Raw genomic sequence first — 21,196 nt, forward strand, 5'->3', positions numbered from 1 at the left:
TCGCTAGATTCGTGCAGGAGGTTCAATGTCAAGAGTCTGGGCTTAACATCTTTCTGGCTAAAAGTTAGTTGTCATCAACTGCTACCTGCTGCGGTTTGCCTAGAATTTCTACACGCACTGGTGCCACACCACTGCTCATCATGCCTAAAACTCTAGCAGCACCGGCTGACACGTCAATGAGCCGACCCCGAATATACGGCCCCCGATCGTTGATTCGCACGACGACAGAAAGCCCGTTGTTCATGTTAGTCACGCGCACTTGGGTTCCGAAAGGTAAAGTACGGTGAGCAGCGGTTAATGCATTCTCATTAAATCGTTCACCGCTGGCACTTTGAGAACCATTGTCGGCGTAACCATACCAGGATGCCATGCCCTTAAACTCGGAGAGTACAGGTCTGTAGGCAATGGCGGTGGTTGATTGTTGCATGATGCGCGATCGCTCGTTAGCGACTCTGGAGGAGCTAGGGCGATTGGCGATCTGGCGTGGCTTGGGCTTAGATACCGGTACACCGGCAATCTCCCGTAGCGGCGGCGCATTGCCCATCAGGCGTCTCAGTCGATTGGTTGCTTGTAAGGCATCGGTGGCAACGTTGCGAGTGGTGTCGGGCAATCTTGTTTTCCCGTTCACCTCCACCAGTTCCTCACCATTCACTTTAATGCTGTAGTTTCTCTTGTCACCATTCCAAATCACCGCGATCGCTTTAGCATCCACATGCTCTCGGCTCAACTGATTCAGCTTCGCAGCAACAGCAGTGGCTCGCCAAACCGGATCGTCCTGAGAAGTGTTGGCATCCGCTTTACTTGACCTTTGCTGACGAGAAACGTCCGAATTTCTCCAGGTTTCCCCTACTTTTGTGCTTTGTGCGGGAGCTAGACGGGAACCGAGAAAGGTTAAGACTGGGATGCTGCGGACATAGAGTGTCGCTGCCTGATACCCGTTTAACTCATGGGGAAGAATTTTAGCAACAACCGCCCGATCCATTGCGCTTGGACAAGGTGTTACCAAGCAACGGATTGCGGCTTGAGACTGGTATTCTCCCAATTTGACACCGTCAGGCGGCTGAACGTTTGATGGTGTTGAGACAGATAAGGGCGACGAGACTGCTTGCCGAAGGTCGTTTTTAGTCACTCTCGATTTGCTTGTCTGTTGCGCCTGAGAAACACGGGATTCGGAAGCTTGGTTAACCCCCTTGATTGACTCCGCATAACTAGATGTAGTCGTACCCAGGAGGGCAGTCGTTAACAGGGTTGCAAGCATTCCGAAACAAAGTCTTTGATTCATAGAGTCCTTGTGAAAAGTACTGGGAAGTCGAGCGTAGAGCCATTTGCTGGCGGCAGTGCCAGACGGCTTCATTTGCCCAATTGATAACTCGTACTCGTTCTGTGTTCACTCTGGTGTGTGGAACTGCAACAGACTACCATGAAGTTTTTGAAAAGGGGATCGGGGATTTCCTCTAGGAAGCAACAACTTTATGAAAACTTTACACTGTAATTTCCGAAAAAATGCGGTTATGATGTTGATGTCAATATGTTTTGGGGAATAAATCAGGTTTCCGGAACTTCATCAAAACTTCACAAATGACCGAGCCAGTTTGTGAATAATTCGTTACTCAGTAGGGGCATGGCACTGCCCATCCGTACTAAATTGCGATCGCTGTCCCATCTGTCGCGTTAGCCAAGTAAAATACGTCTCTTGATCGCTGCTGAACAGGTTTGAATTCATGGATTATCGAGACGCAGGTGTAGATGTTGAGGCGGGGCGGAGTTTTGTAGAAAAAATCCGCAGTATGGTGCAAAGTACGCACCGCTCGGAAGTATTGGGTGGATTGGGCGGCTTTAGTGGTTGGTTTCAGTTGCCAACTGGATACAAAGAGCCGGTTTTGGTTTCAGGGACGGATGGCGTCGGCACCAAGCTCAAACTCGCCCATCAGCTCAACTGTCACCACACCATCGGAATTGACCTTGTAGCAATGTGCGTCAACGATGTGTTGACGTGTGGCGCAGAACCGTTATTTTTTCTAGATTATTTAGCTACAGGGCAATTAAATCCAGAGCAGCTAACTCAGGTGGTTGATGGCATCGCTGCGGGATGTCGTGAGTCGGGGTGTGCCCTACTGGGAGGAGAAACCGCAGAAATGCCGGGTTTTTACCAAGTGGGCGAGTATGACTTAGCAGGTTTTTGTGTGGGGATTGTGGAAAAGAGCCAGATATTGGATGGTTCTCTGGTGCAAGAGGGAGATGTCGCTCTTGCTCTTGCTAGCCAAGGTATCCACAGCAATGGCTTTAGTCTGGTGCGGAAGATTGTCGAACGTAGCGGCGTTGACTTGCACGCTTCCCCAACAGATGTCAGGCGGGAAGGCTTTGCGCCCTTAGATGGTAAGAATTTTGGCGAAGTTTTATTAACTCCCACCCGGATTTACGTCAAACCCGTTTTAGCGGCACGTAAGGCTGGGCTTGACATTCATGGCATGGCTCACATCACGGGTGGCGGCTTGCCAGAAAACTTACCTCGCTGTATCGGTGCCGATTTATCTATCCAGATCGATCCCAAATCGTGGGTGATTCCGCCTATTTTTAACTGGCTGGCTGACGCCGGTGAAGTCAAACCTGCCGATATGTTTAATACTTTTAATATGGGCATCGGTTTTGTATTACTCGTGCCCCCAGACCAGGCAGACCAAACCATCAACTGGTTTGAATCCCAGAATATCGCCGCCTATGCCATCGGCAAAGCGATCGCTGGTAGCGGGGGTCTGATCGGAATCCCAGATTAAAAAGGCGGCACCCGGATTTGAACCGGGGGATAAAGGTTTTGCAGACCTCTGCCTTACCACTTGGCTATGCCGCCGCGATCGCAGATTCTTAGTATACCAAAATTTTTTCCGGGCGCATTGACTCTGTACTCATTGGAAGGCTAGTAGCTGTATTCAAAGCAGATGCGGATTGTCTTATGTGATGAAGATCACAGGAACGGGGTTCCTAGATCGCAAGTCTTTGATGATCTGAAACGCTAATCTAATACGAATCTCCAAATGTAAGTGTATTTACGGAATGGTTGACGTTCGCCTACGGCTGGGGAAGTTCGTCAGCTTTGGTTGTATCCCAGGGAGAATCTCCCTTGGATCTACCAAAAACAGCCATCGGGGTGTAGTGACTTGCTAAGGAATGTGGATTAAATAATTGGTATAAATTCACATTTTGTAGGGGCATGGCACAGAAAAAGCCCCTACGCAGGCAATTAGAGGTTAATAAATCCACGCTCCTAAGTATTTTTTGAGCAGCTACCAGAATACCTTTTTATTACAGAAACTATGACTCAAGCCAACCCGCTTCTGATTGCTCAAATCACAGACATTCACTTGTTTGCAGATACCAAAAAGGAATTGCTAGGGCTTCCTACTGCTAAGTCTTTTGATGTAGTTTTAGAGCAATTGCAAAGAATGTGCCCTCAGCCAGATCTGCTACTGCTGACGGGAGATTTGTCCCAAGATGGTAAGCCGCAATCTTACACGCGGTTGGCAGAACTACTGAGTCCTCTGGGAATTCCTACTTACTGGCTACCAGGCAACCATGACCAACCATTGGTAATGCAGGAGGTATTAAATGAGGCTCCGATTTGTCCGGAGAAGTCATTTGAAGCGGGAGGCTGGCAGTTTTTATTGCTCAACTCTCACGTACCGGCTTGCGTATATGGCAAACTATCTTCAGAAAGCTTAGTTTGGCTAGACCAGCAGCTACAGCGGGCAGGTAAACGTCCTACTCTGATTGCTTTACACCATCCGCCTTTTGTCGTCGATTCAGATTGGCTGGATGGCAGTTCATTACAAAATTCAGAGGAACTGTTTGCCGTTATCGATCGCCATCCTCAAGTGCGGTTGGTTGTTTTTGGTCACATTCATCAAGAATTTTATCGGCGGCGTGGTGACGTTCATTACTTGGGTAGTCCCTCTACTTCGATTCAGTTTGAACCTCACAGCCACCAGTTTTCTTTAGATGAGGAAGCGCCGGGATTTCGCTTATTGAATCTGTATCCAGATGGCACGATTGAAACTAGGGTGGAACGGGTTGCTTACGCGCATGAGTTGGATTTGGCAGCTAGTGGTTATTAGGGTGGAAGTTGGCATTTTTAAAAACCCGTTTTCTTCAAGAAAACGGGTTTTTTTGGATGCGATCGCGCTTTCAAGCGATATTTTTACCTACAACAGTTGCGCGATCGCTTGAAACATGGGTGAAAACACTGAGCCGTTATTCACTGAGACGGGAGTATCTTGAAAGAGCGATCACTAGCAGGACTGAGCAGCTAGTATTACTGTAAAGCCGCAGAAAAATTTCAAAATTTTGAGATAAGGTCGTCAATATGAGCAGTATTGTTCAAGGGGCTAGCGGATTTTTGCAGTTAACTCATGCAGAGATTAAGCGTAAAATTGCCCACCAGAAACTATTTGGGTTAGATGAATTACAGAGATATCTCTTTCGTTTTTGTAAAACTATGGTGACTGCTGACGACTCTCTGCTCAGTCAGCTTAGCATTTACAACCTTGCACCATCTGCTCTTCTGTACGGACCACCCAATACGGGTAAGACCACTCTATGCTACTTGCTTTTTGATCAGCTCAAGCAAGAAGTTACTAATGAAATAAATTTCTACACGGTTGATGTTGGTAGAATGCTTGATCCAGCGTTGGGTCAATCTTCCAGGAACCTAGAGCAGATATTTCAAGATTTACAGAAAATTTGTTCAAATGGTTCATCAGTGTTTTTACTATTAGATGAGCTTGATGCCTTTTGTATGAGTCGCAGCCGCGCTCAAGAGCATGATGCTGTTCGTCGAGCGATGACAACATTAATGTTAGAACTTGACAAGCTTCAGCCATCCACAAGTAACCATTTATTGGTATTTGGCATTACTAATGTACCTAACCTGGTAGATACAGCGGTAGTGCGAAGATTTTCTTTAAAACATTTTGTTGATCCTACTTTGTCTAGGGATGACTTTAAAGCATATCTTAGTTATTTAAATCAGCCAATTAAACACAATCCCACAGAAGAAGATTTAGACCAGATATATGATATTTACAAACGCCGTGGCTTCACTGCGGGGGATATAAAAGCTTTGTATAGAGTTTTACTAATCGATATAAGATGTGCTGATAGTAATACCTCTGTTAAGCAAAGGCTTTTTGAGCTTTTTGAGAAAGAATTCTCAAGCCGTGAACACTTAGCAAGAACTTATAAGGAGTGAGTTATGACTCAGAAGGAATGGGAAACAGATGAAGATATGATGATGCATAAATATGAAGTACATAAAAAGCTTACTGGGTGGGTTATCGAGAAGTTGAAAGAAGAAGGAATTTCAGCTAAAAGAACGAGAGGGAATGACTCAAACGGTGATATTTTGCTTATTAATCCCGATGACATTCCACGAGTAAAAGAGATAGTCTGCCAGATTCAAAATAAGTATAATCATTAGATAGGGTCATGACACACATAGAAATTAAGGCAAAACAGAATATTTATCCAGGTGAAGCCCAGAAAATTATCGACAAAGGGACTGTTATTGGGGTTATTACGACAGGAACAATCTCTGCTAGCGCTAAAGAATTGTTTAACAATGCAAATATAGCTTGGGCTGAGAATGTTCCAGAAAAAGAGTTTATGGAGTCAGAAGCTCAGGAGGAAGGCTAATGTTAGATATCAGCTTTTACCCAAAAAATGGTCATTCACCGTACACTGTAGAAGTATCAGAAGAAATTTACAAGTGGTTGACCAAATCTGAATTTTCTAAAATCGGTAAATCTCGCAAAACCAAAATCAAAATTGATGAAGAAGAAGAGAGTTTACCTTTGGTCAAGTTAGGTAAGGAGAATCGTAGAAAACTGAGGGCTTTTTTCCTAGAAGTGATTAGTCAGGAAAGCGATACTTTACTTAATCAGCTTGGAGATTCTCCTTCAAAACAAGAGTATCAAAATGCAACTTCCCGTCTGAGAAAGCTGCAAGAGTTACGGAAGTGTACGGAAAACGAAAACTATCAGTATCTTCAGCGAGGGTAGTGGAATAATCGGAAATACGCACAAAGAGATCGCTCTCTTTTCTTAAGAAGCGATCTCTTTCTCCTTAATCTCCAGTGACAAAGGCACGCAACGAGCACTTACTACTCGACTTCACAAAGACGAGCGAGATTTCAAAAGCTGATAGATAAAGCGATTTTGAGCGATTTTGCACGGCTTTATTCGCTGGCTTGCCAATGCACGAAAGGACGCCCAGATGCCACGGTTTTAGAAACAATCTTAGTATAGCCAGGAACCCAATCGAGATTCACGCGAAAATAGACTTTACCATTGCGAAACTCGAAGCTATAGGAGTGTAAATCTGGAGAACTTGCCTGACCGACACAGGAGGCATAAGCTTCTTGCAGTGGAGCTTCATATTCCACAAACGTATTGCCTGAAGACGAAATTTTCCCGTTACTAGCGATCGCTTTCGTGTCAGCAACAACTGTATGATCGGCTGCACCTTCAGAAGGCAGCAAGACTGTCCAAAGTCCGACTGATTGGGGACAGGTCCCCGATTGCCGTTGTACAGTCAATTGCTGGTTTGGTTGTTCTGGAGACACATCGGATGCTGACTGAGCTAACGTCGAAGTAGATGCATTCAGCAGCAGTGCAGACAAAATTCCTAAAGTGGTGGCGAATTGTACGGGTTGAAAAGGGGGAATTTTGAAGAGAAGTTTTTGGAGAATTAAAGTCGTCAGTGTCATTTAAAGTGCCTGCAAGCGTCTCAAGTGAAGAGCCTCTATAAATAGGATCGCTTGACGCAGGCGCGATCGCCTTCCTACAGATGGTTAACCCGATCGGGTGATAGATCCGTATTTTTTCGGAAAAAGGAAGGATAAATCTTGAAGCATAGATGATGAATTGGGAACAAATTCATCATTTTTAATTCTGCCTTTGGAAGATTCATTCTTCTGACTGCTGCCTTTGGCTTTCAACCCAACAAAAGACTTTTATCGGCGCGAAGGATGAAAGCCTCCACTGCAATCGAACAAAAGGGTTAAAGAGTGAGCGAGACTATCGGTCAGAGTCAAAAAATTTGCTATCTACAAGAGCGTGTTTCCACTACGCCGTATGCGAAAGCTAACACGATGTATGGGTCTAATCTCCTGCAAGGTGTAGCAGAAGCGACTCACCAACTGCTGACGAATAGCGATTTTGCAGTCGGCGTCAATCAAGCTTTAGCAACTCTAGGTAGAGTAACGGAAGTGGATCGGGTTTATATTTTTGAGATTCATCCTCATCCGGAAACCCGTGAATTAGCCTTCAGCCAACGATTTGAATGGACAAAAGAGTTTGTGACGCCTCAAATTCACAATCCCAATTTACAGAACCAAGCGTTAGCGGCTTGTCGCATCAGTCGGTGGTACGACGATCTGCAAGCTGGGAAGGCGATTCGGGGTTTAATTGGCGAACTTCCAGATAGCGAACGGGAAGTTTTGGCTCACAAACAAATCCGCTCTATATTAGTTGTCCCAATTCTTGGCGGTGGCAAACTTTGGGGCTTTATTGGCTTTGATGATTGCCACTACGATCGCCGATGGTCAAAGGATGAGGAAGCTTGTTTGATGACGATAGCGGCAAGCTTAGGGAAAGCGATCGCTCATCAGCAAACAACTGAAACTTTACGGCAGAGCGAATTACGGCTGCAACAAATTACCGCTAAGCTGACGATTGGGAACGATATCACTGAACGCAAGCAGGCAGAAATGAAGCAGCGTCTGGTGCAAGAACGCGATCGCTTGTTAGCAGAAATGGCGCTGCGAATCCGCAAATCGCTGGATTTGGAGGAAATTTTTAACACCACCGTGGCGGAAGTCCGGTCGTTTCTGAAAGCCGACCGCGTCTTCATCGCTTCCGATGTGACGGGAAAAGGCAGGGTAATGGTTGAATCGGTAGACCCCAATTACCCGCCGATTATGGACTGGGTACTTGACGATCGAAGTTCCCTGGAGGAAATGCGAACCTTGTTTGAGGCGAATCAGGTTCGAGTCGTTGAGGATACAACCCAAGTGACGGTTCACCCAGCGATCGCATCCTACTACCGCGATTATCACGTCAGAGCCGCCTTGGCTGTCCCGATTCGCGTGGAAGGCGATCGCTTATTGGGTGCATTAATTGTTAATCAATGCAGTGGTGCGAGGCGCTGGGAACCGATGGAAATTGATTTGCTGGAGCAGTTGGGAACCCACGTAGCGATCGCCATTCAGCAATCTTGCCTCTTCAAACAGGTACAGGAACTCAATGCCAACTTGGAATGCCAAGTTCGGGAACGCACCGCTCAACTAGAGCAAAAAATGCAGGAAGTCCAAGAACTATACGAGCTGAAGGATGTCTTCCTCCACGCCGTTTCCCACGACCTGCGGACGCCGCTCACCGGCTGGTTACTGGTGTTGCAGAATTTGCTCATTGCTAATGGCAATGAACAATTAGCTATTAGCAATGAACAAAAAACAATTCCAGTTTCTTGCTCAATTTTAGAGCGGATGATTCAAAGTACCGATCGCCAACTCCGCTTGATTAACTCCCTGTTAGAAGTTCACACCAGTGAAGTGCGAGGTTTTGTCTTGCACCGCGAACCAGTCCAACTCCACTCTCTCATTCAAGAGATTGTTGAGGACTTTGAGCCGCTATGTGCCAAAAATCAAGCAATTCTTATCAATCAAATTCCATCTAAACTGCTCACAGTGAACGCCGATCCGCTTCAGCTGCGGCGCGTGTTTGAAAATCTGCTCACCAATGCCTTCAACCATAACCCGCCCGGACTCAGGATGATTCTCAGGGCGAGTGTTGAAGAACAGGTGATTCGCTGCATCATTGAAGATAACGGTGTTGGGATGAATCCAGAACAATGCGATCGCGCTTTTGAACTTTATGCCCGTGGTTCGCAAGCACGACGCTCAACTGGTATCGGTTTGGGATTATATCTTTGTCGGCAGATCGTAGAAGCTCACGGCGGCAAAATTGGCGTGACTAGCTCCCCAAAAGCCGGTACAACCTTCTGGTTTACTTTACCTCTTGCAATGTCACCAGAAGCAGAAGGATGTTATTAGTCTTAAGAGCTGTTTCATGCCTGCTTAATATAGCAATCTTATTTAAGTTGTGAGATCGGGACTTACGCAAAGCTTATACATATAGGATTCTTGTCGGTTCAATCCCCTTGTGGTTGACCCAGATGTCGCGCAAGTTGCGTAAGTCCTGAGATACTAGCGCCTCAGATCCCCGACTTCGTAAGAGTTGCCCTAGGATCTCGCCTTCAATAGCAATTCAAGGGTTGGGTGCGGTACATCAGTAGGGGCTTTTTGATTGTTCATTGGTGTCAACTTAAGCCCTGGCGACTGGAAGTCGCCGCATCAGCAAACTAAGTCCGTCTGGCGCGGACTAACGAAAAATCATGAGTCAGGACTTACGCAAAGCTTATACATATAGCATTTTGTAGGGGCAATCCCTCTGTGGTTGCCCTTACTATGTGGTGATGTTGCGTAAGTCCTGATGAGCTTTAAACCGGAGAAGGCAGGTGCGAGTCTGTATAGCTGCGGTTTCAACTGTCAAGCCAATCTTAAATTGACTAATCAATGGCTAAGGACGCATGACTAAAAATCACCCGATTGGGTGATTCACTAGAAGGAAGTTAAATGCGTTACCTGAGCTTAAATTAGAAAATAAACCTTTGAGCGATCGCTCAGTAGGTGAAGACAATTAAAAATCAAGTTTTGCTTTTGATCGTGACCGAAAAATTCTTCCTTTTGGCAGAGGAAAGAGATTAGAACTTAGATTTTCTGTGCCAGTTTACTTACAATCACCTATCGACTGCATTTTTAAAGCTGAGATGGGAATACTAAAGAATGAAGGCTATAGAAAAATGAAAAATCAGAGGGGTTGAAAGTTACAGCACGCGGCTCTTCACACTTCGGACTTCATTTTTAAGAGTTGTCAGCCTGTTAATCTGGTGAAATTGTTTAAAAATGGTTGAGTTAAAAAGAAGTGAAGTAATTGCTAATGCCTGAATATCTAGAAGCCATACGGGAGTGTTGTCGGGACGAAGCCGCCTTTGAAAAGCTCAAACAAATTCTGGCTGACGGCGGGATTGAAACGATTGAAAAAACGACAGACAAGCTCAGACAGCAAGAGTCCAGATTTCAAAGAATGGTTGCCAACATACCGGGCATGATTTACCAGTACCTGCGGTGCCCAGATGGTCGTGAATCCATCGTCTGTGCCAGTTCCGGCTACCAAGAATTGTTTGAATTAGAACCCGAAAATATTCAGGCAAATTTTCAACTGCTTAAGGATTTAATTCATCCCGATGATGTCAAAGGGTATGAAGAATCTGTAGATATTTCTGCCGCCACGCTGCAACCTTGGGCTTGGGAAGGTCGTATCGTCACGCCTACTGGCAAAATTAAGTGGGTACAATGCGCCTCCCGTCCGGAAAAGCAGGCGAACGGTGATATTCTCTGGGATGGCTTGCTGATGGAAGTGACAGAACGCAAGCGAGCCGAAGCAGCACTGGAGCGAGAACGCAGATTATTTATCAGGGGACCCGTTACGGTCTTCCGCTGGGTTGCCCAAGAAAATCGACCCGTGGAATACGTCTCGCCCAATGTATGTCAGTGGGGCTATCAACCGGATGACTTCATCAGTGGCAGGGTGACGTATGGTAGCATTATCCATCCCGATGACTTAGCTCAAATCGAGGCTCAGACTCAAGCGTATGATGCGGCTGGCTTAAATTTTCAGGAACAGGACTATCGCCTGATTCGCTCCGATGGTGAGGTGCGATGGGTTTATGAATTCACCAGCGTTGTCCGCAATGACCAAGGGAACATCACCCACTACGAAGGATATATTCTGGATATCACCAGGCGGAAGGAGGCGGAAGTCCAACTCCGGGCGGCGGGAGAACGCGATCGCGCTAGCATCTGCGCTCTGAGTGCTGCTCGCTTACTAGGAGAAATTGCTCTGAGAATTAGGCGATCGCTGGATCTCGATCAAATTCTCAATAACACCGTTCGGGAAGTTCGGCAATTTCTGCAAGCCGACCGGGTTTTCATCGGTCACTTGGATGCCAATTCTCAAGGCAAAGTTGTAGCAGAATCGGTGGCACCGGATTGTCGATCAATTCTCGGATGGGTGACAAGCGATCGTTATCTCAAAGAACTTAAATCCTTCTTTAAACAAGGTCAGGTTCAGGCAATTGATGATACAGAGAAAGTAGTTAAATCTCGCTTTCATACTGCATACTACGCCCAATATCAAATTAAAGCCAGTTTATGCGTTCCCATTCTGGTGGGAAACGAGTTTTTTGGAATGTTGATCGCCAATCAATGCAGCGGATCGCGTCATTGGCAGCAGTTTGAAATTGAATTGCTCTGTTCGCTGGCAACCCAAGTAGCGATCGCAATCCAACAAGCACAACTTTACGAACAAGTCTCCACCCTGAATACCCGTCTAGAGCGCACTGTCGAGGAGCGCACTGCCCAGTTACAGCAGGCAGTGGCGGAACTCCAAGAAATGAACCAACTCAAGGACGTTGTTTTACATACAGTTTCCCACGAACTCCGGACTTCGGTAATCGGAACTGTTATGGTGCTAAAAAATTTGCTCAATCAGCCAGGGGAAGAAATCACGCTTTCTCGCTCAATTGTCGAGCGCATGATTCAAGGTAACGATCGGCAATTGGGAATGATTAATTCCTTGTTAGAAACTCATTCTAGCGAGGAAGAGGGCGTTATCCTCCATCGTGAGCCTGTTCAAATAAAGACCCTGTTTGCAAAGATTCTCCAAGACTTAGAGCCAATGCTGTCGCAAAATCAAGCGACACTGACGAATCTAGTTTCCACTGATTTACCCTTGGTCATGGTCGATCCGACTCAGTTACAGCGAGTTTTAGAAAACTTATTCAACCATGTTTTGAAGCATAATCCGCCTAGACTGAGCCTAAGGCTGAGCGCCACCGTTGAGACTCAAATGCTGCGATGCACGCTTCAGGATAACGGTATCGGGATGAGTCAACAAGAGTGCGATCGCTTATTCGATCTTTATATCCGAGATCCGAGATCCAGTTGCTCGACTGGCACTGGTTTAAAATTGTATCTTTGCAAGCAAATTATCACAGCCCACGGCGGGGAAATTGGGGCGAATAGCAGTCCTGGATCGGGGACAACTTTGTGGTTTACATTACCCCTGAATAGGCTTGCTTCTTGACCTTTTAGTTTTTGAAGTTATATCAAATCCGGTTAATTAATCAACCTTACATAAAAATCTCTTCACGCCTCTCCGTGAAGAGAGGCGTGAAGCGAGTGAAGTTCCTTCTTTAGTGAGGAATCTTACTCAAAGCGTGCCAAGTGCGATCGCCGACAATTCCATCTGCAATTAAACCAGAGCGCTTTTGGAAAGAGCGCACCGCTGCATCTGTTGCTGAGCCGAAGTTCGGGCTAGTTGCAGCAGTAAAATCGCCAGTTGTCTGTAAAAGACGCTGAAGCGTGACTACGATTTGACCTTTGCTACCTTTTTGTAGCACCGGCATATTGACGGGCGCACCCTTGTAAAGCGCCTGCCAAGTCACATTCCCAACGATGCCATCTTCTTTCAAAAAGACGCGGTGCTGGTAGGCTTTTACTGCATTTTCAACTACGATGTCGAAGATTCCATCAATGTCACCGTTATAACTTCCCCAGTGAGTTAAAAGTCTTTGCAGTTCTTCAACTGCTGCTCCTTGGGAACCGCGCTGAAGTACAGGTTTGTTGGTCTGAGCATTGGCATTTGCTTGAGTATTAATTGGAGCTTGCATGGTTAGTGTTCCTTGAAGTGATTTGGTGTTCCTTACACTTACTAAGGTAATGTTCAGTTCCCAGCTTCCACTTCACCCAACCAGCTCATTCTTTTGGATGATATTGATTATCGGCTCCTCTTTGAAAGGCTTTTATTGATTGCTACAGTTCGTCCTTTATCGAAATCATCCATTCGGGTGAATCAAGAGCATGAGGTAGATAAAATAAATCAGATTATTTTAATAATTACTCTTTCTTTAAAGAGCTGAATTGTATGGATAAGTAGGTAGACATAATTAAACTCGCGCATCTGAAGTAGGGAATGGTTGAGAAACGAAACCCAACACTGAAATGGGTTTCGCTTATGTTCTACCCATCCTACAAATATTAGATCCATCTACTTAAGACTTTTTTAAAGTATTGTTTACCATCTAAGTAGCTGGACACAATTAAACTAAAGACCCTGCGTAGGTTGGGCGAACGGTACTCAACCTTTTATCTAGCTTAAGGCAGAACTTATTTTCACCCAGTTGGGTGAGACAAGGGGATGAAGTGCGATCGCTTCTATTTGTCTTAACTTGAGACCTGACGCTGAATTCAAGGGTGCATTGTCATGTTGTCATTCTACTTATACGCTCGACGCATGGGGCTTATTTTGATTCAGCCAGAGGCGATTACAAAATCTCCCCGTCTAACCAGCAGAAAATCTTTAATCGAGCCAAAATCACAGGTTTCGACGCACCAACAGTCAGCACAGTTTACTGCAAGTAGACATCAAATCGTAAAACTTTATCACTTGGAGCGTCGGACATTTCTGTAGAAATACGATGAATCGCGTTTCTACAGAATTTAGTTCACACCAGTCCAGAACGAAGCGCCACGACAGCTGCCTGAACCCGGTCATCTACAGACAGCTTGTTCATGATGCCACGGACATGGGTTTTGACAGTGTTGGGGCTGAGGTAGAGGACGGTAGCAATCTCCGGATTGCTTTTGCCTTCTACCATTAATTTCAATACCTCTAACTCACGCTGCGATAGTGTGGAAATACTGCCGCTCATTGAAGGCGGTTTAAGATGGTCAATTACTCGTCGTGCAATTTGCGGATCGAGGTAGGTGGCCCCTTCTTGGGCGGCAGCGATCGCAGAGAGCAAGCGTTCTACACTGGCACCTTTGATGCAGTAAGCATCCGCACCACTAGAAAGGGCGGCAATAATTTCGGTTTCTGTAGTGTGGGAGGTTAATACCACCACCCGGACATCAGGAAGCGCTGCCTTGATTTGCTGGGTGGCAGCAATTCCATCCAGTCTTGGCAGACCAATATCCATAACCACCAGATCCGGTTTCAGTTTAAGAGCGGCTTCAACGCCTAAATAGCCATCTTCGGCTTGTCCTACAATCGTGAACTGCGGATAAGCGGCTAATGACTGCTCTAAACCCAACTGCATCATGGGATCGTCTTCTACAATCAAAACCCGCAATGGGTTTGACTTGGTTGGTAGATTCTGGGGTGATTCTGTTTCGGAGGGCATGGAATTAAATGGCACTTTATACTTAGGACAAAATCACGCGGATTGGCAGGTAATCGGATAAGGCGGGTTTCCTCAGACCAATCCTAATCCCTTCTAGAATTTAAAAAGTAAAAGTTTAAATTAAAAATTGCCAAAGCCCTATATTTTTAGGGAATTTTGCAGTTTTATACCATTTTGCGCTGATTACTGCCTGGAATCTCCTTCTGTTAGCCTTTCCCCCTCTCCTGATTTTGATTGCAAGGGGATGCGGTATTGTCCGGCAACGTAATAGAAGAAGCGATAATAATTGGAAAATTCTTTAGAGGGCGATCGCCCCTGCCAATAGTAGCGTATCCTTCCCTGAATCAACGTCAGTCGCATCAAACTGATATCTGAACGCAGTTCTACGTAAAGTTTTCCTGTAACTCCTTGTTGGGTAGTAAAGTTCTGCTGCATGAATTGATGGGGGTTTTTTTGCCCCGATGGCGCAAGTTCAATTTCTGGCAAGCGATCGCCTGCCACTCCTAATATTTCCACCTCTGGAGCTTGAGGATCTCTAAAAGCTCGTCCATCCCGATTGTCTGGCATTGGCGCAGCAATCCAGGTACTGGGATAAGGAAACTCGAAGCTATAACGCGGGTTTTTATAAGTTTTCCAGGTTGGCGACTGGGTATCCGAGGCACGACAACCCCACAGCATTATAGAGAGCGCGATCGCATAAGCAACGACACGCCATCTGCAACAAGCTTCTATTCTCTGACTTTTAACAACCGATCTAGGACGCCGGATGCCTCTGGGAACGTATTTAGCAATGGACACCGCCGAAACCTATCTCCGTTCTGCCTGCTTATATTCCTTCGCCAGTTCGCCCGACTCTGCCGGAGAATATTAAGCAATGTAACAATATTGCCGTTATGCTGGCATGATGTCTTGACAGCCCGGAATAAGGCAGATAACCTGTGAAATATACCCGGGTAGAACAACTGAAAAGTTATATGCAAGATAAGCAAAAGGTTACGTTGTATCTTCCTCCAGGTCTCCATCGCCAGATCAAAATTCGCGCAGCTGTTGACACGGAACCCATGTCAACAATTGTCGAAAGAGCGATTGTCTTCTACCTGGCGAACCCAGAAGTGGTTGATGAGGTAGAAGCAACCCAGGGGAGGACTCATCGAGTCTATTCCTGTCCGGAGTGTACTAGCTCTGTGGTACTGCGAGATGGAGAAATGGTTTCCCTGGATAATCAACCAGGCGTAATCGCCCAAGAGCTGACTACTCTTGAAGGTGCCAGAGGTGAACTCGGCACGGATTCTCAGGGAGAAGAGGCGTTGGTTCCCTGTTAAAGTTCCAATCCTCCAGACTGCTTGATTTCCTCGCTTGCTCACGTTGGTTGCGGTTGATGAATGTTTGGCTAGTGGTTGTGCCGTCTCTAATGGGTCGATAGTTATGAAAGAAGAGCTAGATATTCTGGTTCAAGCTCAATACCCCCTAATCTACCTAGTGACTTCCGAGGAAGAGCGGGCGGAGCGAACAATTGCTAATATTGCTCAGACGAAATCCCTGGCTCGGCGCGTTTACATCTGGACTGTCACCCACGGCATAGTCGAGTACGGTCAACCCCGCAATATTACCCAGCACAACACCGTCTCCCCAGAGGCAGCGATTGAATGGGTAGTGCGCCAAAGAGAGCCTGGTATCTTTATTTTCAAAGACTTACACCCCTTTATAGACTCACCGGCAACAACGCGGTGGCTGCGGGATGCGATCGCTAGCTTCAAAGGGACGCAGAAAATCATCGTTCTCATGTCACCCATTCAGCAAATCCCCATTGAGCTGGAAAAGGAAGTCGTGGTTCTAGACTATCCTTTGCCAGACTTGGCAGAACTGAACCAAGTGCTATCTAGTCAGTTAGAGCAAACCCGCTCTCGTCGCACCACTACTGAAGTTCGGGAAAAACTGCTAAAAGCAACCTTGGGTCTGACGCGGGATGAAGCCGAAAAAGTTTATCGGAAAGCTTTCGTCAAAACCGGGCGTCTCACGGAAACAGAAGTCGATATTATTCTTTCTGAAAAAAAGCAGCTGATCCGCCGCAACGGCATCTTGGAATTTATCGAAGAAGATGAAACCATAGATTCAGTTGGCGGTTTAGAAGAGCTAAAGCGATGGCTGAGACAACGTTCTAATGCTTTTACAGAGAAAGCAAGGGAATATGGTCTGCCCCAACCCAAGGGGATGTTAATCTTGGGGGTGCCGGGATGTGGTAAATCTTTAATTGCTAAAACGACTGCCCGCCTCTGGAGTCTGCCACTTCTGCGCCTAGATATGGGGCGAGTGTACGACGGCTCAATGGTGGGGCGCTCAGAAGCTAACTTGCGGAATGCCCTGAAAACGGCTGAATCAATTTCCCCAGCGATTCTCTTTATTGATGAACTGGACAAAGCATTTGCCGGTACTTCTGGGTCTGCTGACTCAGATGGCGGTACTTCCAGCCGCATCTTTGGTTCTTTCCTTACCTGGTTGCAAGAAAAAACGTCTCCGGTGTTCGTGATGGCAACCGCCAACCGGGTTGAACGTCTACCGGGTGAGTTTCTCCGCAAAGGACGCTTCGATGAGATTTTCTTTGTAGACTTGCCTACTGCGGATGAACGCAAAGAGATTTTCAATATTCACCTTAGCAAGCGGAAGCGAGACATTTCTCGCTTTGACCTCGACCAGCTGGCTAAGGTATCCGATGGATTTTCCGGGGCAGAAATTGAGCAGGGATTGATCGCGGCAATGTACGAAGCATTTGCCCAAGAGCGAGAATTTACCCAACTCGATATCATTGCGGCAATTAAAGCCACTCTGCCGCTTTCCCGAACCATGAACGAGCAGGTAACGGCCCTGAGGGACTGGGCCAGACAGCGAGCGCGACCTGCTGCGTCCTCCGTCGCCGAATATCAGCGACTGGAGTTTTAAAAGCTTTCTCCTGCTCCCAACAGGAGGAAAGGCTAGCAGTTTGCTAGCAGTTTGACAAAAAAAAGCCGCCCAGTAATGTGCCCAGGCGGCAGACTCAAATCCACAAGTTGTCGTTTCTCTTAACTCTCTACTGGAGGAAATCCAAATGTCTCACTTTAGCACTCTGCGTACCAAAATCACCGATGCCGAAATCCTGAAAGCTTCTCTCCGCGACCTGGGTATCAGCGTCAAGACCGAAGCAGATGTTCGGGGTTATAACGGTCAGCGGGTTCGTTCTGACATCGTTGCAGTTCTGGAAGGCGAGTATGACCTCGGTTGGTCTCGCAACAGCGATGGCTCTTTCGACCTGATTGCTGACCTGTGGGGCGTCGCCAAGAAGCACAACCAAACCGAACTGATTAACTCGATTAATCAGAAGTATGCCGTGAACAAGACCTTGGCTGAAGTCAAGCAACGCGGTCTGCAAAATGCCAACGTTAAGTTGGTTGTGCAAAAGTAATTTGTGTGCGCGTTCCCAAGCTATCGGGTTAATCAACTCTAGGTTAGCCCGTTTTTCCTATTACCCAGCTATAACTAGCTGGGTATATTTTTTTATAGCAGTAATGACACAATAGCGGGGCGATCGCGCCTCAGCAGTACAATAACCTACTATCCAGGCAAACACCTCGATAGCCTATTTCTTCGCCCGAATGCGAAAGCCCCTACAAAGATGCAATGCGATCGCTTACACCAAGAAAGGCACTGCCATAGCGATCGCCCCTACTTTGATTTACTCTTAAACTCTAAGAACCTTGGTCTTTTTCTTTCTCGAATTCCTTCCGCAGCTTTTCTTCTACTTCTTTTTCAATTTGCAACCGTAGCTTTTCTTCCACTTCTTTCTCAATTTTCTGCCTAATTCTTGCTTCTATTTCTCTTTCTTTTTGTAGTTCTTTCTCTATTTGTTTTTCTCGGTCTTTATCAGCTCGTTGCCGAATCGCCTCTTCAGCTATTTGGATGTTTTCTTCAATTGGCACACCTTCTGGAGTAAACATTGGTCCGTACCATGTTGCTTCCGAATCAGGAGGATTACGGCGACTAAATAAGACACGCAAAGCCTCATCATCATCCCGATGTGCAAGCACATAAGCTTTGAGTTCAGCTTTGCTCATTTCTTCAAAATTCGGTTTCATCTAAAAACCTCAGGACTTACGCAACATCACCACATCTGAGGGCAACCACAGAGGGATTGCCCCTACAAAACGCTATATGTATAAGCTTTGCGTAAGTCCTGAACCTCCAAAGTCCATCAGAGGATACAATAATCTCTAGTTCATCGCTTGCTCCTGCCAGAATGAAAACATCTCCTGTTTGGCTATTAAAACGGAATAGGTGGATGTCCCGGTAATAGTTGGACAACATCTGACAGACTATCAGGCACTTTAACGCTTGTTCGTTAGTTGGAAAAATAATTCTTCCTCAATTCTGGCATACATATTAAAATACTATCGAGCTGTATCGAAAGAGTGCGAGATCGTTCATTTCTGTCTCTTGCAGGCATTGGAAAAAAGGGCGTTGCTTAAAACAAGTATGAATTATTGAATAAAAGCGATCGCCTTCTCAAATTAAGCGCGTAGCGAAGCGAATGCTAAAGCATATCGCTTCTTATTAAGACTCTCAATTCTAATTGTCTTCGTCGTTTACAATTGCATCAAAAATGACTGCATAGCTATCAGTGGGTATCAATTGCTGGACTAACTGAAGATGCGCTACTGCATCATTGCGGCGGCGAAATCGCGCTACAGTCAACCTTTGTAAGTTTGGCAGATGACGAATCACGCACCAAGGATGAAGTCTGTCTCGGTAGGTCTGCGATGTTGGTATCATAGAGCTATCCTTCCCACAATGTGGGTTGTGTTAGGAGCGATCGCCCTTGATTTCTCAGGTCGGAGGGCGATCGCTTATTTGGATAATATTATTAAATGCTGCGAACGCAGCAGTTGTCAAGTATAGAATGGGGTTAATTAGGTTAAAAGTTCGGGAACTAGCTACAGAGAAGGGTTGGACGCTCAAAGAAGTCTCAGATAGAACAGGAATTCCTTACGGTACAGTCAGAAGCTATGCCCATTCTCTGAAGCTGGCAACTGTAGACTATACGGCTTTACTGAAATTAGCCCGTGTATTTGACGTGATAATAGAAGACTTGGTGGAAGTTTTGGAAGAGTAAGCGATCGCATTCTACAAAAATTGGTCGAGAGCGCGATCGCTTGTATGGAAAAATGCGATCGCTTTCCACTTGACTAACTGATACAAAAAAGGGCGATCGCCTCCTGAGTTGGTAAAATAAGTGAGGAACGATCGCCTGTTGGTAGAGTAAGTTGGCGCGATCGCATTCTACAAAAATTGGTCGCTTGACGAATGAACCCGCGCAGGCGGGTTTCGTCTGTGTAGACGCGGTTTCTAACCGCCAAGTTTTGCAATCTCTTCATAAATCCTCCTTTAGATAGCTGTGTAGATGAGTTATCTTAGGAAAATCAACATCTCTACGGGGTTTTAGGGCAAGTCGTATGTCTTTAGTAAAAACAGGTTTGGTGGTAGCCATTATCAGTGTTGTGATTGGTGCTGCTGCCTTGGCAAACGATATTATTAATAACCAGAAGCCGCCGTTACTATTCAGCGGAAAGAATGACCGCTTTACTTGCGAACTCCGACCTTACTCCAACGAAGGTGAGATTTGGACGGTGGTTTATCATAACGACAAGGGTAAGCAACCTTGGCTGAGAATGGTAAACACCTTTGGTGGTGACTGGAACACTCTAAAAAGGTGCGGTGAGATTGAAAGCCGTTTGGAACGTTATCGCCAACATGGTCTGACTGCATTTGATTATCGCCCTGACCCCAAAACCCCTAGACAATCTGTTATCTGTGCTAAAACTAAGCTCAGTGGCGATAATTGCAACCTATTGGTAACGCTGGATGTTGGTGTTGATCCCTACCAGTCTCTGAGCAAGATGATTGAGGCTTTAAAGAATAAGAATACTGTGGATCAAAACAGTAACGGGGAACCATCTGCTCCTCTTTTGTCCCCAGCTTCGCCGTCTGTTCATTTGGGGAACTTTTTGGCAACTCAGGATCTGAATGCTGGAGAAACTGCTAAAAAATAATCTGCTGTGACTGGGACAACATAGCTATTTATGACTATTCCGCATAGGCGCTAATTGAGAAAATCCGAAGCTGCTGTCTATGACAAGTTATAAGTTGAGCGATGTTGTCCTCATAAATCTCCGCTATTTTGAGCGTCCCAACTGAGTTAGTAACTTCTTGCGATTATCTATTGCTAATTGGTAGTTAGGCTTGAATTGAATCGCTTTGTCATAGGATGCGATCGCCTCTTGGTACCGTTGCAACTTCCCTAGCGCCACGCCTCGGTTATACCAAGCTTCATGCTTGTCAGGCTTGAATTGAATCGCTTTGTCATAGGATGCGATCGCCTCTTGGTACTGTTTCAACTCCCCTAGCGCCACGCCTCGGTTATACCAAGCTTCATGCAAGTTAGGCTTGATTTGAATCGCTTTGTCAAATGATGCGATCGCCTCTTGGTACTGTTTCAACTCCCCTAGTGCCACGCCTCGGTTATACCAAGCTTTGTGGAAGTTAGGCTTGAATTGAATCGCTTTGTCATAGGATGCGATCGCCTCTTGGTGCTGTTGCAAATCCCCTAGCGCATTGCCTCGGTTATACCAAGCTTCAGGGTCGTCAGGCTTGAATTGAATCGCTTTGTCATAGGATGCGATCGCCTCTTGGTACTGTTTCAACTCCCCTAGCGCCACGCCTCGGTTATACCAAGCTTCATGCAAGTTAGGCTTGATTTGAATCGCTTTGTCATGGGATGCGATCGCCTCTTGGTGCTGTTGCAACTCCCCTAGTG

Annotated in this window: 23 protein-coding genes and 1 tRNA gene; 13 read left to right on the plus strand and 11 right to left on the minus strand. The window is 46.1% G+C overall.

Features of this window, described 5'->3' with window-relative positions; all coding sequences use genetic code 11:
* Nucleotides 1-64 precede the first annotated feature (64 nt).
* The gene (locus ACFW2W_RS15200) at nt 65-1,282 is read right to left on the minus strand and encodes a septal ring lytic transglycosylase RlpA family protein (RefSeq protein ID WP_378179546.1); all 1,218 of its coding nucleotides are present in this window, start codon (nt 1,280-1,282) and stop codon (nt 65-67) included.
* 439 nt (nt 1,283-1,721) lie between these two features.
* Between ACFW2W_RS15200 and purM the strand changes: the two genes are divergently transcribed.
* Entirely contained in the window at nt 1,722-2,774 is a 1,053-nt protein-coding gene (purM, locus tag ACFW2W_RS15205) for a phosphoribosylformylglycinamidine cyclo-ligase (RefSeq protein WP_378179548.1), read from the plus strand.
* 2 nt (nt 2,775-2,776) lie between these two features.
* Here the strand turns inward: purM and ACFW2W_RS15210 are convergent.
* Nucleotides 2,777-2,848 (minus strand) — tRNA-Cys (locus ACFW2W_RS15210).
* 463 nt (nt 2,849-3,311) lie between these two features.
* Here ACFW2W_RS15210 and cpdA point away from each other — a divergent pair.
* The 5 genes from cpdA to ACFW2W_RS15235 all read left to right on the plus strand — a co-directional run bounded on the left by cpdA (nt 3,312) and on the right by ACFW2W_RS15235 (nt 6,050).
* Nucleotides 3,312-4,109, plus strand: coding sequence for a 3',5'-cyclic-AMP phosphodiesterase (cpdA, locus tag ACFW2W_RS15215; protein WP_378179549.1), 798 nt, complete (start codon nt 3,312-3,314; stop codon nt 4,107-4,109).
* 248 nt (nt 4,110-4,357) lie between these two features.
* The gene (locus ACFW2W_RS15220; RefSeq protein ID WP_378179552.1) at nt 4,358-5,242 is read left to right on the plus strand and encodes an AAA family ATPase; all 885 of its coding nucleotides are present in this window, start codon (nt 4,358-4,360) and stop codon (nt 5,240-5,242) included.
* A gap of 3 nt (nt 5,243-5,245) precedes the next feature.
* Nucleotides 5,246-5,470 (plus strand): hypothetical protein, encoded by a 225-nt coding sequence (locus ACFW2W_RS15225; protein WP_378179555.1) that lies wholly within the window; start codon nt 5,246-5,248, stop codon nt 5,468-5,470.
* 8 nt (nt 5,471-5,478) lie between these two features.
* Nucleotides 5,479-5,685 (plus strand): hypothetical protein, encoded by a 207-nt coding sequence (locus ACFW2W_RS15230; RefSeq protein ID WP_378179558.1) that lies wholly within the window; start codon nt 5,479-5,481, stop codon nt 5,683-5,685.
* The gene (locus ACFW2W_RS15235) at nt 5,685-6,050 is read left to right on the plus strand and encodes a hypothetical protein (protein ID WP_378179561.1); all 366 of its coding nucleotides are present in this window, start codon (nt 5,685-5,687) and stop codon (nt 6,048-6,050) included. The genes ACFW2W_RS15230 and ACFW2W_RS15235 overlap by 1 nt, the downstream gene beginning before the upstream one ends.
* Nucleotides 6,051-6,226: 176 nt before the next feature.
* Here the strand turns inward: ACFW2W_RS15235 and ACFW2W_RS15240 are convergent, their stop codons facing one another.
* Entirely contained in the window at nt 6,227-6,757 is a 531-nt protein-coding gene (locus tag ACFW2W_RS15240; protein ID WP_378179564.1) for a hypothetical protein, read from the minus strand.
* 300 nt (nt 6,758-7,057) lie between these two features.
* Between ACFW2W_RS15240 and ACFW2W_RS15245 the strand changes: the two genes are divergently transcribed.
* Nucleotides 7,058-9,103: a GAF domain-containing protein gene (locus tag ACFW2W_RS15245; RefSeq protein WP_378179567.1), complete on the plus strand. Its 2,046-nt coding sequence runs from the start codon at nt 7,058-7,060 to the stop codon at nt 9,101-9,103.
* Nucleotides 9,104-10,049: 946 nt separating this feature from the next.
* Nucleotides 10,050-12,257, plus strand: a complete 2,208-nt coding sequence (locus ACFW2W_RS15250; RefSeq protein ID WP_378179570.1) for a PAS domain-containing protein — start codon at nt 10,050-10,052, stop codon at nt 12,255-12,257.
* A 109-nt stretch (nt 12,258-12,366) separates the two neighbouring features.
* Here the strand turns inward: ACFW2W_RS15250 and ACFW2W_RS15255 are convergent, their stop codons facing one another.
* From ACFW2W_RS15255 to ACFW2W_RS15265, 3 genes are all read right to left on the minus strand, one after another.
* Nucleotides 12,367-12,843 (minus strand): peptidoglycan-binding protein, encoded by a 477-nt coding sequence (locus ACFW2W_RS15255; protein WP_378179573.1) that lies wholly within the window; start codon nt 12,841-12,843, stop codon nt 12,367-12,369.
* 834 nt (nt 12,844-13,677) lie between these two features.
* Complete coding sequence (locus ACFW2W_RS15260; protein WP_378179576.1) at nt 13,678-14,355, minus strand: response regulator; 678 nt, start codon at nt 14,353-14,355, stop codon at nt 13,678-13,680.
* 183 nt (nt 14,356-14,538) lie between these two features.
* On the minus strand, nt 14,539-15,153 hold the full coding sequence (locus ACFW2W_RS15265) for a hypothetical protein (RefSeq protein ID WP_378179579.1): 615 nt from the start codon (nt 15,151-15,153) through the stop codon (nt 14,539-14,541).
* Between the two features lie 176 nt (nt 15,154-15,329).
* On the opposite strand from ACFW2W_RS15265, the gene ACFW2W_RS15270 reads away from it, so the two are divergent.
* From ACFW2W_RS15270 to ACFW2W_RS15280, 3 genes are all read left to right on the plus strand, one after another.
* The gene (locus tag ACFW2W_RS15270) at nt 15,330-15,677 is read left to right on the plus strand and encodes a hypothetical protein (protein WP_378179607.1); all 348 of its coding nucleotides are present in this window, start codon (nt 15,330-15,332) and stop codon (nt 15,675-15,677) included.
* Nucleotides 15,678-15,780: 103 nt separating this feature from the next.
* Nucleotides 15,781-17,292 carry an AAA family ATPase gene (locus tag ACFW2W_RS15275; RefSeq protein WP_378179582.1) on the plus strand — a complete coding sequence of 504 codons (1,512 nt, stop codon included), beginning with the start codon at nt 15,781-15,783 and terminating at the stop codon, nt 17,290-17,292.
* A 145-nt stretch (nt 17,293-17,437) separates the two neighbouring features.
* Nucleotides 17,438-17,791 (plus strand): DUF1257 domain-containing protein, encoded by a 354-nt coding sequence (locus ACFW2W_RS15280; RefSeq protein WP_190415354.1) that lies wholly within the window; start codon nt 17,438-17,440, stop codon nt 17,789-17,791.
* A 283-nt stretch (nt 17,792-18,074) separates the two neighbouring features.
* Here the strand turns inward: ACFW2W_RS15280 and ACFW2W_RS15285 are convergent, their stop codons facing one another.
* The 3 genes from ACFW2W_RS15285 to ACFW2W_RS15295 all read right to left on the minus strand — a co-directional run bounded on the left by ACFW2W_RS15285 (nt 18,075) and on the right by ACFW2W_RS15295 (nt 19,155).
* Nucleotides 18,075-18,461, minus strand: a complete 387-nt coding sequence (locus ACFW2W_RS15285) for a DUF6887 family protein (protein WP_378179586.1) — start codon at nt 18,459-18,461, stop codon at nt 18,075-18,077.
* 16 nt (nt 18,462-18,477) lie between these two features.
* Entirely contained in the window at nt 18,478-18,741 is a 264-nt protein-coding gene (locus tag ACFW2W_RS15290) for a DUF6888 family protein (protein WP_378179610.1), read from the minus strand.
* 210 nt (nt 18,742-18,951) lie between these two features.
* Complete coding sequence (locus ACFW2W_RS15295) at nt 18,952-19,155, minus strand: hypothetical protein (RefSeq protein WP_378179589.1); 204 nt, start codon at nt 19,153-19,155, stop codon at nt 18,952-18,954.
* A gap of 127 nt (nt 19,156-19,282) precedes the next feature.
* Between ACFW2W_RS15295 and ACFW2W_RS15300 the strand changes: the two genes are divergently transcribed.
* Nucleotides 19,283-19,495: a helix-turn-helix domain-containing protein gene (locus tag ACFW2W_RS15300; protein ID WP_378179613.1), complete on the plus strand. Its 213-nt coding sequence runs from the start codon at nt 19,283-19,285 to the stop codon at nt 19,493-19,495.
* Nucleotides 19,496-19,568: 73 nt separating this feature from the next.
* Here ACFW2W_RS15300 and ACFW2W_RS15305 read toward each other — a convergent pair whose 3' ends face one another.
* Nucleotides 19,569-19,757: a hypothetical protein gene (locus ACFW2W_RS15305; protein ID WP_378179592.1), complete on the minus strand. Its 189-nt coding sequence runs from the start codon at nt 19,755-19,757 to the stop codon at nt 19,569-19,571.
* Nucleotides 19,758-19,835: 78 nt separating this feature from the next.
* Here ACFW2W_RS15305 and ACFW2W_RS15310 point away from each other — a divergent pair, with 78 nt between their 5' ends.
* Nucleotides 19,836-20,432 carry a COP23 domain-containing protein gene (locus ACFW2W_RS15310; RefSeq protein ID WP_378179595.1) on the plus strand — a complete coding sequence of 199 codons (597 nt, stop codon included), beginning with the start codon at nt 19,836-19,838 and terminating at the stop codon, nt 20,430-20,432.
* A 123-nt stretch (nt 20,433-20,555) separates the two neighbouring features.
* On the opposite strand, the gene ACFW2W_RS15315 is transcribed toward ACFW2W_RS15310, so the two are convergent.
* Nucleotides 20,556-21,196 (minus strand): tetratricopeptide repeat protein (locus tag ACFW2W_RS15315; protein WP_378179598.1); only part of this gene is annotated, 641 nt, incomplete at its 5' end.

This window comes from Coleofasciculus sp. H7-2 (genome assembly GCF_042747725.1).
In the GTDB taxonomy this organism is placed as follows: Bacteria; Cyanobacteriota; Cyanobacteriia; order Cyanobacteriales; family FACHB-T130; genus FACHB-T130.